Origin of the sequence: Bradyrhizobium sp. F1.4.3, from assembly GCF_040548375.1 — a bacterium.
Lineage (GTDB): Bacteria > Pseudomonadota > Alphaproteobacteria > Rhizobiales > Xanthobacteraceae > Bradyrhizobium.
Genome location: NZ_JBEPRN010000002.1, coordinates 362,092 through 376,320, shown reverse-complemented (window position 1 = coordinate 376,320; position 14,229 = coordinate 362,092). Strand labels below are relative to the sequence as shown.

At 65.6% G+C, this 14,229-nt stretch carries 13 protein-coding genes; 2 read left to right on the top strand and 11 right to left on the bottom strand.

The features are described 5' to 3' along the window. Window position 1 precedes the first annotated feature (1 nt). The 10 genes from ABIB73_RS09210 to ABIB73_RS09165 form a co-directional block, all read right to left on the bottom strand. Window positions 2-610, bottom strand: a complete 609-nt coding sequence (locus ABIB73_RS09210) for a CMD domain protein (RefSeq protein WP_354223232.1) — start codon at window positions 608-610, stop codon at window positions 2-4. A gap of 30 nt (window positions 611-640) precedes the next feature. Further along, window positions 641-1,675 (bottom strand): putative FMN-dependent luciferase-like monooxygenase, encoded by a 1,035-nt coding sequence (locus ABIB73_RS09205; RefSeq protein ID WP_354223230.1) that lies wholly within the window; start codon window positions 1,673-1,675, stop codon window positions 641-643. A 388-nt stretch (window positions 1,676-2,063) separates the two neighbouring features. Further along, a complete protein-coding gene (locus ABIB73_RS09200; protein WP_354223228.1) occupies window positions 2,064-3,464 on the bottom strand; it encodes an FAD-binding oxidoreductase in 1,401 nt (466 codons plus the stop codon). 52 nt (window positions 3,465-3,516) lie between these two features. After that, window positions 3,517-4,122: a dihydroxyacetone kinase subunit L gene (locus tag ABIB73_RS09195; protein WP_354223226.1), complete on the bottom strand. Its 606-nt coding sequence runs from the start codon at window positions 4,120-4,122 to the stop codon at window positions 3,517-3,519. A 1-nt stretch (window position 4,123) separates the two neighbouring features. Continuing rightward, complete coding sequence (locus ABIB73_RS09190; RefSeq protein ID WP_354223225.1) at window positions 4,124-5,110, bottom strand: dihydroxyacetone kinase subunit DhaK; 987 nt, start codon at window positions 5,108-5,110, stop codon at window positions 4,124-4,126. A gap of 88 nt (window positions 5,111-5,198) precedes the next feature. Beyond that, a complete protein-coding gene (locus ABIB73_RS09185; RefSeq protein ID WP_354223223.1) occupies window positions 5,199-6,695 on the bottom strand; it encodes an ATP-binding cassette domain-containing protein in 1,497 nt (498 codons plus the stop codon). After that, window positions 6,679-7,677: a branched-chain amino acid ABC transporter permease gene (locus tag ABIB73_RS09180; protein ID WP_354223221.1), complete on the bottom strand. Its 999-nt coding sequence runs from the start codon at window positions 7,675-7,677 to the stop codon at window positions 6,679-6,681. The genes ABIB73_RS09185 and ABIB73_RS09180 overlap by 17 nt, the downstream gene beginning before the upstream one ends. After that, window positions 7,677-8,558: a branched-chain amino acid ABC transporter permease gene (locus ABIB73_RS09175; protein ID WP_354223219.1), complete on the bottom strand. Its 882-nt coding sequence runs from the start codon at window positions 8,556-8,558 to the stop codon at window positions 7,677-7,679. The genes ABIB73_RS09180 and ABIB73_RS09175 overlap by 1 nt, the downstream gene beginning before the upstream one ends. 56 nt (window positions 8,559-8,614) lie before the next feature. Beyond that, window positions 8,615-9,763, bottom strand: a complete 1,149-nt coding sequence (locus tag ABIB73_RS09170; protein ID WP_354223217.1) for an ABC transporter substrate-binding protein — start codon at window positions 9,761-9,763, stop codon at window positions 8,615-8,617. Between the two features lie 70 nt (window positions 9,764-9,833). Next, the gene (locus tag ABIB73_RS09165; protein WP_354223215.1) at window positions 9,834-11,174 is read right to left on the bottom strand and encodes an MFS transporter; all 1,341 of its coding nucleotides are present in this window, start codon (window positions 11,172-11,174) and stop codon (window positions 9,834-9,836) included. Window positions 11,175-11,402: 228 nt separating this feature from the next. Here ABIB73_RS09165 and ABIB73_RS09160 point away from each other — a divergent pair, with 228 nt between their 5' ends. Together ABIB73_RS09160 and ABIB73_RS09155 are read left to right on the top strand one after the other, a co-directional pair. Then, on the top strand, window positions 11,403-12,317 hold the full coding sequence (locus ABIB73_RS09160; protein WP_354223213.1) for a dihydrodipicolinate synthase family protein: 915 nt from the start codon (window positions 11,403-11,405) through the stop codon (window positions 12,315-12,317). Between the two features lie 109 nt (window positions 12,318-12,426). Beyond that, window positions 12,427-13,302 carry an IclR family transcriptional regulator gene (locus ABIB73_RS09155; RefSeq protein ID WP_354223211.1) on the top strand — a complete coding sequence of 292 codons (876 nt, stop codon included), beginning with the start codon at window positions 12,427-12,429 and terminating at the stop codon, window positions 13,300-13,302. 33 nt (window positions 13,303-13,335) lie between these two features. Here ABIB73_RS09155 and ABIB73_RS09150 read toward each other — a convergent pair whose 3' ends face one another. Further along, on the bottom strand, window positions 13,336-14,118 hold the full coding sequence (locus ABIB73_RS09150) for a MetQ/NlpA family ABC transporter substrate-binding protein (protein WP_354223209.1): 783 nt from the start codon (window positions 14,116-14,118) through the stop codon (window positions 13,336-13,338). Window positions 14,119-14,229: the final 111 nt, after the last annotated feature.

The window sequence follows — 14,229 nt, the reverse complement described above, 5'->3', positions numbered from 1 at the left end:
CCTACGCGCTTGCCGCACTGAGCGTGCGCAAACCGCTTACGACCCGTACCTGGAACGACAGGAATGCGACGAGCTGGGATAAAGTGACGATGCCAGTGTCCGACCAGCCGGCGGCAAGCAGCGCCTTCATATCGGCCGACGCCGCATCGCGCGGGCGGAAAACCAGCAGATGCGCATGTTCGAGAGCCGCGACGATCCGGGCGCCGAGCGCGGACTTGCGATCCGCACTCACGCGATAAATCAATCCGGCCGTGTTCTCGACCGACAGCGGGCCGGCCGGAAAGGAGCCATACGGACCCGAGGTCTCGCCCCGCGCGATTTCGGCGTCGATCGCCTCGACCAGGCGCGCGCCATCCGCGCCCGCTGCAAGCTTCGCCCGATAGAAGGTGGACACCGGGGATTCGCCATGAAGGCCGGTGACGAAGAGCGCAACCGCCGCGCGCTCCGGAAGCGAGAAGGCGCTGGCGTCAATCGGTTCGAACAGTGAGAGATAGCTCTTCTGCGCATTGTCGCGCGCCTGCACGCGTTTCGCTCGGATGCCGTCCAGTGTCGATCCCGGCTCGATTCCGGCGAGAGTATCGATGATGTCTCTCGTTTCCGTACTCATCATTCAGCCTCATCCAATTCCGTGAAATCCCGACTAGCCCGCCAGGGCCACATCGGGCGCCGTCCGGGTCCAGCCCAGCGCCGGCGCGACCTTGTCCGCGACCAATTCGATCGAGCGCAGGATATAGGGATGCGGGGGGTCGACCGAATGCGCCTGGAAGACCAGATCAGTCACCCGCTCCAGCGTAGCGTCGGCGCGCAGCGAGGCGATGACATCGTCGGCCGCGCCGACATGGGTGTCGAACGCCTTGATCATTTCCTCCAGCGTCTCGCCCGGCGCGGCGTGACCGCCCTTCATGAACTGTGGGAGTGCGCGACGTAGCCCAATGTCGGCAAGGCGCATCGCCTCGCGGCGGTCGTCGGCAACGAAGACGCTGCGCGACGCCATGATGCGGGGCTCGCATCCCGGCGGCAGCGCTTCCAGATAGGCGTCGATGACCGGGTTCTGAATCTCGGCGAGCGTGGTCTTCGGCGCGTCCTTGGTTCGCGGCTGGGTGCGCGACAGCAGCAGGCCGTCGCCGGCCTTGCCGGCGCGGGCGCCCCCGGTCACTGAGAACGTAGCCTGCCAGATCCGGCCGTCCAATTGCGGCCGCTGCGGATAGAGCGTGTCGCCGCCGGTGAGCGGCTTTCCGGCGAGCGCCGTCCGGACCACCTCCAGATTGCGCGCGAAAATCTCGTTGCGCTGGGCGCTGTCGAGGCCGAAGGCGGCAAAGGCCGACGGGTTGCCGCCGGTGCCGACGCCGAGCTCGAAGCGGCCATCGCAGAGGAGGTCGAGCACCGCGGCGTCCTCGGCCACCCGCACCGCGCTCTCCAGCGGCAGCGTGACGATGCCGGTGCCGAGGCGAATACGCGAGGTTTGGGCTGCGACGTAGCCGAGGAAGGTGAAGGGCGAAGGCAGTCCGCCCTCGCGCTCATGAAAATGATGCTGCGCGATCCACGCGGAGTCGAGACCGGCCTTCTCGGCGCGCACGATCTGCTCGGCCGCGAAGCGATATCGCTCCGCCGGCGGCGCCTCGTCGAGCAGCCGCGTGAAGAATCCGAGTCTCTTCAGGTTTGCGAACCGTTTCATACGACCCCTGTCGGGCGAGGATTGCCACGGCCCTGATGATGTCGGTTGGCGCCGCCTGAGACAAGCGGGCAATGCGCAAGGCTGCCAATTCGCCGGGACCCCACCGCCGGAGGACGGCAGGCAGTCTGCCTACCAACGCGGCGGCTTCGCGCCTTGAGATTAGCCAGAACGAACTCTTTCATCTTCGGCGTGTGACGGTCGACCACTGCAATCTCGATCCCCGGTGCCAGGACGGTCTTCCCCCGCCCGGCCGACGAAATCAATGAAATGAAAATTCAAATTTGCAGCCCACGGCGGACAGCGTTTCTCCATCCGCGGCCAAACGTGAAACGAAGGCCCGGCCCGAAGGCTCACATGTGGCAATCTGGTTCTTCGGACGGCGCCCGGCTTACGGATAGAGCTTGCCGGGATTCATGATACCGTTCGGATCGAGCGCCCGCTTGATCGCCTTCATCAGCGCGACGCCCTCACCGTGCTCGGTCTCCATGTGCACGATCTTGTGGACCCCGACACCGTGCTCGCCCGAGCAGGTGCCACCCATGCTGATTGCCCGCCGCGCGGTGCGGAAGGCGAGTGCCTCGGCCCGCGCGGTCTCGTCAGAGTCCTTGGGATCGAACAGAATGCCGAGATGGAAATTGCCGTCGCCGACATGGCCGACGATGGGTGCGGTCAGCCCGGAGGCAACGATATCAGCCTTGGTCTCCAAGAGGCAGGCGGGCAAGGCCGAGATCGGCACGCAGGCGTCGGTGCCCATGTTGTTCTTGCCGGGGCTGAGCGCCATCACCGCCTGATAGGAATTGTGGCGCGCCTTCCAGAGGCGATTGCGGTCCTCGGGACGCTCCGCGAACTGGAATTCGCCGCCGCCGTGATCCGCGGTGATCGCCTGCATCATCTCGACCTCCTCCCGCACGCCGGCCGGCGTGCCGTGGAATTCGAGGAACAGCGTCGGCGTCTCGACATAGTCGAGCTTCGAATAGCGGATCGCGGCGCGCATCTGCACCTCGTCGAGCAGCTCGATCCGCGCCATCTTCAGGTTGGACTGAAGCGCCGCGACGACGGCGGCGATCGCGCCCTCGAGCGAGGTAAACTGGCAGACGGCGGCGACGATCGTCTCCGGTAGGCCATAGAGCTTGAGCTGGATTTCGGTGATGACGCCGAGCGTGCCCTCGCTGCCGACATAGAGATGAGTGAGATCGAGACCGGCGGAGGATTTTCGCGCCCGGCTGCCGGTGCGCACGATACGGCCGTCGGGCGTGACGACAGTGAGGCCGAGAATGTTCTCGCGCATGGTGCCGTAGCGCACCGCATTGGTGCCGGAGGCGCGCGTCGAGGCCATGCCGCCGATCGAGGCGTTGGCGCCGGGATCGACCGGAAAGAACAGGCCGGTGTCGCGGATCTCCGCGTTCAGGGCTTCGCGCGTGACGCCGGCCTGGACACGGCAGTCGAGGGAGTCGGGCGAGACGTCGAGGATTTTGTCGAAGCGGCTCATGTCCAAAGACACGCCGCCGGCGAGCGCGGCGAGCTGGCCCTCGAGCGAGGACCCCGCGCCAAACGGCGTCACCGGGACGCGACGTTCGTTGCAGAGGGCGAGGATGAACGCGACTTCTTCATTGGTCTCGGGAAAGACCACGAGGTCGGGCACGCCGACGGCCGGCAGGCCTTCGCCATGGCTGTGCTGGTCGAGCACCGCTTGCACCGCTGTGACCCGCGCGCCGAAGCGCTCGGCGAGCCGGGTTTTGACATCGGCGATGATCCCGGGCGCCGGGCGCGGCAGGGCATGGGCGTTCATGTCGGCCTCCTTTGTCTCCCTGACCTCCATCTGCACGACGGCGACCTGCCTTTCAAGCCGCGACGGCGATCAGCAGCCGTGAAAAGGCGAGCATGCCGGGATCGTCGAGCCCGATGGTGCGCTCGCCGAACATGCGGGCGCGGCCGAGCTTGTTCGGCCGGTCGCGGAACGTTTCGAGCGTTGCGCGCGCGGCTCCGCGTGCGGCTTCGGAGGCCTCTTCGCGCGTCCTCGCCTGAGCGAGTGCAACGGCGACCGCGTCGATCATGTCGACGACGGTCTTGTCGCCAAGCTTGGCGCCGCCGCGCGCCATCATCTGATCGCGGACCGAGGCCAGCAGCCCAGCCAACTCGTCCCAGCCGATCTCGCTGCGTCCCTTGGTCGCCTTGGCGAGCGTCATCATCGCGACCGTCACCAGTGTTCCCAGACTGGACCCGGTGCCGCTGGCACAGGCCTTCGCGCAGGCCTGAAAGACGTTGCCGATATCAGGCTCCTGATCGGGAATGGCGGCGGCAACGGCCTCGAACAGGCGGCGCAGCATGACGCCGGTGTCGCCGTCGCCGATCTTTCCGTCGGCGGCATTGAGGTCGTCCTGCGCCAGCGCTGCCGCCAGCTTTGCGCGGGCCGCGGCGTAGCGCAGCGTATTTGCGGCGATTGCCACGTCACGCCCTCCAGAACGGGCAGGCGCAGGGTGCGGCCAGGAGCTCTTCGCGCTCGGCGTCGAGGTGGATCATGCTGATCGAGAGCCCCGCCATCTCCATCGAGGTCACGTAATGCCCGACCAGCGGGCGCATGATGGTCAAACCTTCCTTCTTCAGAAGCGCCGCAACACGGCGATAGACGATGAACAACTCCTCCAGCGGGGTCGCACCAAGACTGTTGACCAGCACGGACACGCGCTCCGACTTGTGCGCCACCGGGTCCGCAAGCAGACGCCGCACCATCTCGTCGGCGATCTCGTCCGCCGGCCGCAGCCGGTCGCGCCAGATGCCGGGCTCGCCATGGATGCCCATGCCCATCTCGATCTCGTCGGCTCCCAATTCGAAGGTCGGCTTCGCCGCGCCGGGAATCTGGCAGGGCGAGAGCGCAACCCCGATCGTGCGGCAGGCATCGACCGCCGCCCGCGCCGTGGCTGTCACATCCGCGAGACTCGCGCCGGTGTCGGCCTTCGCGCCTGCGATCTTGTAGGCATAGATGATGCCCGCGACGCCGCGACGCTTGACGCTATCCTCCGGCGCGGCCGAGGCGATGTCGTCGGTGCCGAGCACGGTCGTGGTCTCGATACCGTCCATCTCAACCATTTCGCCGGCAAGGTCGAAATTCATGCGGTCGCCGCCGTAATTGCCGTAGAGCCGCAGCACGCCAGAGCCGCCATCGGCGGCGCGGATCGCCTGGATGCAAGAATCGACGGAAGGTCCGGCAAACACGTCGCCGATGGCGCAGGTGTCGAGCAGGCCGTCGCCGACATAGCCGGTGAACAGCGGCAAATGGCCGGAGCCGCCGCCGGAGACGATGCCGACCTTGCCCTTCTTCACACCGCCGGCACGGCGGATGACGCGTCCCTCCTGCACCAGCGACGGATGGGCAGCGACGAGGCCCGCGAGCATCTCATCGACGAAGGCATCGGGCGAATTCATCAGTTTCTTCATTGTGCAACTCCCGCGACTACAATCGGCACAGCCGTGCCGTGCCTGCCCGCGACGTCGCTTGCGATCGTGAGCACTGAATTCGACCCGCTTATTCGGCGGCCTCGCCGTGGCCGAGATAGGCGCCCATCAGGCGGGGATCGCGCGCGACTTCGGCTGCGCTGCCCTCCGCAACGATGCGGCCCGAGCTCAGCACATAGCCGCGATGCGCAACCGACAGCGCCATGCGCGCGTTCTGCTCCACCAGCAGGATCGCTGTCCCTTGGCGGTTGACCTCGACGAGCTTGCTGAAGACCTGCTCGACCAGCAGCGGCGCCAGTCCCAGCGACGGCTCGTCGAGCAGCAACAGGCGCGGCCGACTCATCAAGGCACGCGCGATCGCCAGCATCTGCTGCTCGCCGCCGGAGAGCGAGAAGGCGAGCGAGGCCGATAGTCGCTTGAGGTTGGGAAACAGCTCGAGCATTTCCTCGATGAGCCGAGCCAATTCGGAATGCCGCCGGCCATAGGCGCCGATCTTGAGATTTTCGATCACGGTCAAGCCGCCGAACAGACGACGGCGTTCGGGCACGAGCGCCAGGCCCATGCCGACCAGACGCTCGGTCGGCTCCCGCGTCAGTTCATGGCCGGCGAAACGCACCGATCCAGACGCCCGCGCGAGACGCGCGATCGCCTTCAGCGTCGAGGACTTGCCGGCCCCGTTGTTGCCGAGCAGTGCCACGAACTCACCGGTGCCGACCTTGAGACTGAGTTTGCGCACAGCCTCGATGTCACCGTAGCGAACGCTGAGATCGGCGACTTCGAGCAGCGGCACGCCGGTGCCCTCGGCGGCGTGGCCGACCTGCACGTGAAGCTCCGCCTCGCGGTCAGCGCGGCCGAGATAGGCTTCGATGACGGCCTCATTGCGCTGGATCTCCGCTGGCGATCCCTCGGCCAAAACCTTGCCGAAATTGAGCACGGTGATGTGGTCAGCGAGCGTCATCACCACTTCCATCTCGTGCTCGATCAGGAGGATCGTCATTCCCCGCGCGTGCATCTGGCGGATCACCTCGATCAGGCGCGCGGTCTCGGCGTGATTGAGACCGCCGTGCGGCTCGTCGAGCAGCACGAGCCGCGGCTCCAGCGCCAGCGCCTTGGCGATTTCGAGCAGGCGCCGCTGCCCCTGCGGCAATGACGCGGCATTGGTGTCGGCGACGTCAGCCAGGCCCACGAACTGGATGATCTCCTCGACCCGGCGCGCATTCTCCTGGTCGAAGTGCCACGGATGCGACCGCCCGTGGCGCGCGGCGAGCACGTTCTGGCGCACGGACATCGAGGCGAACAGGCGGGTGTTCTGGAACGTGCGCGCAAGCCCCATCGCCGCCAGCTGATGCAGCGGTTTTGACGTCACCGCCGCACCCGCGAAGCGGACCTCGCCTTCGGTCGGGGTGTAAATGCCGCTGATGATGTTGAACAGCGTGGTCTTGCCGGAACCATTGGGTCCGATCACGGCATGGATCGTTCCTTGCGCGACCGAGAGCGAAACGCCTTCGAGCGCGGTCAGGCCACCGAAGCGTTTTGTGACGTCAGTCAGTTCAAGCAGCGCGTTCATGATGCGTCACATCCGATCGTGCAAAGGATTTCTCGCGCCGGCGCAGGCTGCGGAAGGTGGAAAGGACCATCCCCGAGAGGCCCGCGGGGAAGAAGGTGATGACGAGGATCACCATGACGCCGAACACGGCGAAGTAATATTCCTGCATGAAACGCAGCAGCTCCGGCACGAAGGTGTAGAGGATCGCACCGAGCACGGCGCCAAGCGGACTGCCGAGGCCCCCAACCACGGCCATGGCAAGGTAGGAGAAGGTCGACTGCCAGGAGAAGACGTCGGGGCTGATGTAGCCGCGAAGCAGCACGTAGCAGATGCCGGCGAGCCCGCCATAGGCCGCCGAGATCACGAACAGCATGATCTTCAGCCGCGAGATGTCGACGCCGACGGCTTGCGCCGCGAGCGGATCGTCGCGGAGCGCACGGATGCGCAGGCCGAGCGGGCCGTTGGCGATCCAGACCTGGAGCAGATAGGCGCAGGCGACGACCGCGAGCAGCACCCACAGCATCTTGTCGTTCTCGCCGGCAAGCCCGATGCCCGGGATCGCAGTGATACCGTTGGCGCCGTTGGTGAGGCCTTCCCAGTTCACCAGCAGCCGCTCGACGATCAGCGCGAAGGCGAGCGTGCACAGCGCGAGATAGTGGCCCTTCAGGCGCAAGGTCGGCCAGCCCAGCGCCATTCCGACCGCGGCGGAGAGCGCGATCGCGCCGATCGCGGCAATTGGCACGGGCATGCCGGCGGCCTGGAGCAGCGTGAAGGCGTAAGCGCCGATGCCGAAGAACGCGCATTGCGCCAGCGACATCTGGCCGCCGAAGCCGAGAATGAAGTTGAGCCCGAGCACCAGCAGGATGTTGATCAGGGTGACGTCGGCGACCTGGAGATAGTACAGTGACAGGAACCGCGGCAGCAGCACGCCGCAGAGGATGGAGGCTGCGATCACCAGGATGGCGAGCGTGCGCATCGTCAAGGAGTTTGACTCGGCAGCCATCAGGGACGCTCCAGTTCGAGTTCGCCAAAGATACCCTGCGGGCGGAACATCAGCACCGCGATCAGCACGCCAAACGCGATGACGTCGATATATTCCGAGGAAATGTAGAAGGACCCGGCCGACTCGATCACGCCGAAGGCGAGACCGCCGACGAGCGCGCCGGGGATCGAGCCGAAGCCGCCGAGAATGGTCGCCGCGAAGGCGCGGAGCGAGAGATTGACGCCCATGTCGGCCGATACATAGGAGAGCGGCGCAATCAGCCAGCCTGCCAGCGCCGCGAGCATCGTGGCATAGGCGAAGATGAAAGCGATGATGCGCGCGGTGGGGATGCCCATCAGGCGCGCGGCTTCGGCGTCCTGCGCGGTGGCGCGCATGGCGCGTCCGAGCGCCGTGTGCTGGAACAGCACATGCTGGATCGCCATCATCGCCGCGAGCGCCGCCAGGATGACGAGATACTGTGCGTAGATCGTCGAGCCGAACAGGTGCACCGAGGTCGTACCCAGGGGACCCGCAAAATTGAGCGGCTGCGGCCCCCAGACGATCACGGCGATGTTCTGCAACGCCATGGAGAGGCCGAGCGTCGCCACGATCGCCGACAATTGCGGCGCGTTGCGCAAGGGGTGATAGATGCCCCAGGCCAGCCCGGCGCCGAACAGGCCGAGGATCACCAGCATGGTCACGAGATTGAGCCACAGCGGCATGCCGAGACGGTTGGCGAGCCAGCCAACCGACACGAAGGCGCCGAGCATCACGAGATCTCCTTGCGCGAAATTGACCAGGGAGACCGCGTTCCAGATCAGCGTGTAGCCGAGCGCCACCAGCGCATAGGCCGCGCCGACCGCCAATCCCACCAGCACGATTTGAATGAAAGTCTGCAACATCGCATGATCCCATCGCGGGCGACGGCCGCCGGATGTCCGGCGGCCCGATGCTTGCGTCAGCTGGTGATGACCTTGACGATCTCCGGCTTGCCGCCGGCAACCTTGGTGATGATGCCGGAATGGGTCATGTCGCCGTTGTCGGTCCAGCCGTAGCGGGTGACGATGCCCTGGAAATCGCGGATTCCGGTGAGCGCCTGCTGGATCGCTTCGCCCGAGATGGTCTCGGAGCGTTCCATCGCCGCGATGATCAGCTTTGCTGCGTCGTGATAGACGGTGGCGTAGAGCTCCGGCTCGTCGCCGGGATAGGCGGCCGCATAGAGCTTTTTCCAGCTCTGCACGCGCTCGTCGGGATTGTCCTTGACGAATTCGCCGATCGCCATGCAGCCGTCAGCACCTTCGCCTGCGAGGCCGAGGAAGATCGGCTGCGAGAACGCGGTGTTGCCGGCGATGCCGAATTTGACGCCGAGCGTCTTGCTCTGCTTGGCGATCAGCCCGGCCGGCTGATCGTCGGTCCAGACGATGACGCCGTCGACGCCGGCCTGCTGGAAGGCGAGAATCTGCGAGGTGAAATCCTTGGTCGCATCGGTATGAGCCTGCACCAGCGCGGGCTCGACATTGCGCTTGGCGAGCGACGCCTTGACCACAGCAATGCCGGACTGGCCGAACGCGGTGTTGACGTAGCCGAGCCCGATCTTCTTCCATTGCAGATCTTCGGTGACGTATTTGACCAGGAGGTCGGCGCCGATCGCGTCGTTGAGGCGCACGCGAAACACCCAGGGGCTGCCCTGCTGGGTGACGACCGGACCGGTCGCGCCGGTCAGGGCCGGGATCTTGTATTTCGCCAGCAACGGCACGTTCGGGAGAATGCCCGGCGTATAATGCGGCCCGACCAGCGCTACCACCTCGTCCTGCGTCGCAAGCTTGGTGACGGCATTGGCCGCCGCGGTCGGGTTCGGGCCGAGGTCGTCGGCGATCCGCAGCTCGATCATGCGGCCCTTGATGCCGCCCTTGTCGTTGACCTGCTTCACCGCGATCGCGACGCCGTTCCTCATCCATTGCCCGTTCTGGGCGAACTGGCCTGTCATCGGGCCCGAAATGCCGATGCGGATGGGATCGGCCGCATGCGCGCGGCCGACGATGGCCGGCGTGGCGAGCGGCGCAAGCGCAATGGCCTTGATCAGACTTCGTCGAGAGACATGCACCATGGGATTTCCTCCGATGTTTTCGCAGAGCCCGCCTCGATCGGGCGGGTGATTTCGAAAGGTGGAAGCGGGCTCAACCGCCCGCGCGAAGCGGGCGGAGACCGAAGGTGCAGGCGGCCGAGAACAGCGCCATCGCGGCCATGTAGCCGGCAACCCAGGAGGGCGAGCCGTATGCGGCAAGCAGCGCGGTCGCGATCAGCGGGGACAGGCCGCCGCCCAGGATCGGGCCGAGCTGCTGCACCAACGACAGGCCGCTGTAGCGGATGCGCGCCGGGAACAACTCCGAGAAATAGGCGCCTTGCGCGCCATAGACCGAGCCATGGCCGAGCGCGAGACCGAGCGCGATCGCGAGCCAGATCATGCCGGTGTGTCCGGTGTTCAGCATCTGGAAAAACACGAACGCGAGCGCGACCTGGAACAGCATGCCGCCGACATAGACGGCGCGCCGCCCGATCCGGTCCGACAGTGCGCCGAAGAAAGGCAGCGTCAGGCACTCCAGCGCGCAACCGACGAGGACGCCGTTGAGGATGGTCTGGCTGGGAAGGCCGAGCTTGGTCTTGCAATAGGTGATCACGAACACGGCGTAGATGTTGAACAGCCCGCTCTCGGCGATCTTGGCCCCGATGCCGAACAGGATGTTCCCCGGATGATTGCGCACCGCCTCGACCACCGGGACGCTGGCTGCGCCCTCCTCGTTCAGCACGCGCTTGAACGCGGGCGTCTCGGAGATGCGGAAACGGATGAAGACGCCGATGCCGACGAGGACGATCGAGAACAGGAATGGAATCCGCCAGCCCCAGGCCAGGAAGTCGGTCTCGCTCATCGAGGTCGACAGGATTCCGAGCAGCGCGATCGGGATCAGGAAGCCGGCGGGCACGCCGACATGGACGAGCGAGCTGAAGAAGCCGCGGCGATCTGCGGGCGCATGCTCGACCGTCATGGTCATGCCGCCGCCGTACTCGCCACCGATGCCAATGCCCTGAAGCAGACGCAGTCCGATCAGGCAGATCGGCGCGAGCACGCCGACCTGCTCATAGGTCGGCATGAACCCGATCAGGAACGTACCCAACCCCATGATCAGGATGGTGAGAAGCAGCGCGGTCTTGCGGCCGACGCGATCGCCGAAATGGCCGAACAGCACGCCGCCCAGCGGCCGCGCGCAATAGCCGACGAAGAAGGTCGCAAAAGCGAGCAGCGAGCCGACCAGCGGATCGGTGCTCGGGAAGAAGATCTTGTTGAAGACGAGCGCGGTCGCGGTCGCGTAGAGCGTGAAGTCGTAATACTCGATCATGTTGCCGACGGCGCTCGCCACCGCAACCTTGCGGATGTCGCTGGACTCCCGCACCTTAATCGCGGCGGAGGATTGCTGATCCGCAACCCGGCCGGACCCGATCGACCCAACCATTTCGCTCATGACGTTACCTCCGGCTTCGGCAGGGAAACACCCTGCGCGGACTTTTGTCCGTATTGCGGACAACATGAGCAGCGACTGATCCCACATGTCAAGAGGATTTTTGGCCCAATTGCTATCCGATTTCGACGATTTCGCCATAAATCCATTGATTAGCTGACGATACTTGACGTCTTGCGATCAATTGTCGTATGGTATTGTCCACATTCCGAACAATTAAAGGAGGAAAACGTGCCAACAAAGATCACCGGAATCATTCCGCCCCTCACCACGCCGTTCGATCAGAACGGGGACATCGACGAGAAGGCGTTTCGCCGCCAGGTGAAGTTCCTGCTCGAGAAAGGCGTGCATGGCGTTTGCGTCGGGGGCAGCACCGGTGAGGGCCACACGCTCACCGCCGATGAATTCCGCCGCCTGATCGAGGCCTGCGCGGAAGAGCTGAACGGCAAGGTACCGCTTGTCGCCGGCATCATCGCCAACTCGACCCGCGAAGCCATCGCCCGCGCCCGCGCGATCGAGCAGGTCAACGTCGCGGCGCTCCAGATCACACCGGTGCACTATCTCTTCAAGCCGGACGAGGATGCGACCGTCGGCCACTTCAAGACGTTGTCGGAATCGGTCAAGCAGCCGGTCATCATCTACAACGTCGTGCCCTGGAACTATCTGAGCCCCGCGCTGCTCCTGCGCATCATGAACGAGCTGCCGGGCGTGATCGGCGTCAAGCAGAGCGCCGGCGACCTTAAGCTGATGGCCGACCTGCTGCTCGACGTGCCCGCCGGCAAGGTGGTGCTGACCGCGGTCGACGCGCTGCTCTATCCGTCGTTCGCGCTCGGCGCGCACGGCACGATCGCGGCCAATCCCGCCGCAGTGCCCGGCGCCTGCGTTGCGCTGTGGAATGCGGTCCAGCGCGGCGACCACACCACTGCGCTCGAGATCCACAAGCGCCTGCTGCGGTTCTGGAACACGATCGTCGGTGACAACCTACCAGCCTGCGTGAAGCATGCCCTTACCCTCCAGGGTTCGCCGAGCGGCCTGCCGCGGCAGCCGATGCCGGCGCCGACCAGCCGGCAGAAGGAGGCGATCGCAGCAGCCCTCAAGCCGCTGATGGAGATCGAAGGCGGCGTGAGGCTCGCCGCGGCCGAGTGAGCATTCGACAATGGGCGCGGCCGCATTGCCGCCGCGCCCGATTCCGTCTAAGCCGGGGCTGGATCGCGGCTTGCGCTTTGCAAGGCCGCGTCACCCGGAAGGTCCCGACATGACGAGCGCCGACGGCAGTCGACAAAGCGTGAAGTCGCTCTTCAAAATGCTCGAGGTGCTTGAGGCCTTCTCCTCGAGCGACCCGGAGCTGAGCGTCGTCGAGATCGCGCGGCGCACCAGCCTGCCCCGCACCACCGTCCATCGCATCGTCGACAGCCTGCGCAGCGTCGGGTTCCTGGAACAGGACGCCAGCCGCGACCGCTATCGACTCGGGCTCAAGCTGTTCGAGCTCGGCGGCAGCGCGCTGATGAACCTGCCGCTCTATCGGGAAGCGTCGCCCTTCGTCGACACGCTCGCCAAGCTCAGCGGCGAGGACGTGCATCTGTGCATCTTCGACGGCGCGCAGATGGTCTTCGTCAACCGCCGCAACCAGGTGGCGCGGCCGCACAACACCGTCATCACGATGGAGGCCTCGCCCTGCCACTCGACCGGCGTCGGCAAGGCGGCGCTCGCCTTCCAGAGCGAGGCCGTGATCGAGCGCGTGATCCGCGCCGGCCTCGCACGCTTTACGCCGAATACGATCGTCGAGCCGAAGCGGCTCAAGGCCGAGCTCGCCGCGATCAGAGCGCGCGGCTATTCGATCGACGATGCCGAGCACGAGCCGGAGCTGCGCTGCGTCGGCGCACCGATCCGCAACAGCGCCGGCAGAGTCTTCGCCGCGATCAGCGCAAGCGGCCCGAGCCGTCGCGTCACGACGGAGCGGGTGCCCGAGCTCGCGCGGGCGGTGATGACGCATGCCGAGCTGTTGTCGATCCGGCTCGGCTACCAGCCGGGCACGCAGGCTCCCGATGCCGCGCCCGAGCGCAGCACCACGGGCCGTTCCGGCCGCCGCCGCACGACGGCTGGGCAAGGCGAGGATCGCGTCCGGTCATAGGCTTCGCCCTACGACAATGCCCGCCTTCCGACTTTACCAGCTCGGCAACACCGCGCCCTTGAACTTGGTCAGGATGAATTCCTTCACCTCGGGCGTGTGATAGCTGTCCACCAAAATCTTGACCCAGGGCTTGTCCTTGTCGGCAGTGCGAACCGCGATCAGGTTGACGTAAGGCCCCTTCGGATCCTCGCGCAGGATCGGATCCTTGACGGGATCGAGCCCGGCCTGCGTCGCGTAGTTGGTATTGATCGCGGCAGCGTCGACGTCGTCAAGCGCGCGCGGCGCCTGCGCGGCGTCGACCTCGATGAATTTCAGCTTCTTGGGATTCTCGGCGACATCCAACACCGTCGGCTTGAAGCCGACGCCGTCCTTCAGCTTGATCACGCCCTTGTCGCGCAGGAGCAGCAGCACACGTCCGCCATTGGTCGGATCGTTGGGAATCGAGACCTTGCCGCCGTCGGGAATATCGGCCCAGCTCTTGTGCTTCTTCGAATAGACGCCGATCGGAAAGTTCACGGTCAGGCCCACGGACTCGATCTTGTAGCCGCGGTCGGCCTTCTGGTTGTCGAGATAGGGCTGGTTCTGGAAGGAATTGGCCTGGATGTCGCCGGCATCGAGCGCGGCGTTCGGCACGACATAGTCGGAGAACTCGATCAGCTGGATATCGAGGCCCTGCTTGGCGGCGACCGGCTTCACGGCCTCGAAGATCTGCGCATGCGGCCCCGGCGTCACGCCGATCTTGATGGTCTCGGCCCGAGCTGCGGCCGACCATGCGGCAAGCACGATTGAGAGGATCAGGGCGGAACGAAACGACATCTTTGGTCTCCGTGGAGGCTGCAACAACAACTGGAACCGTCTTCCCCCGCCCGGCCGGCGAAATCAATGAAATGAAAATTCAAATTTGCCGGCCCTGGCGGGCAACGTTTC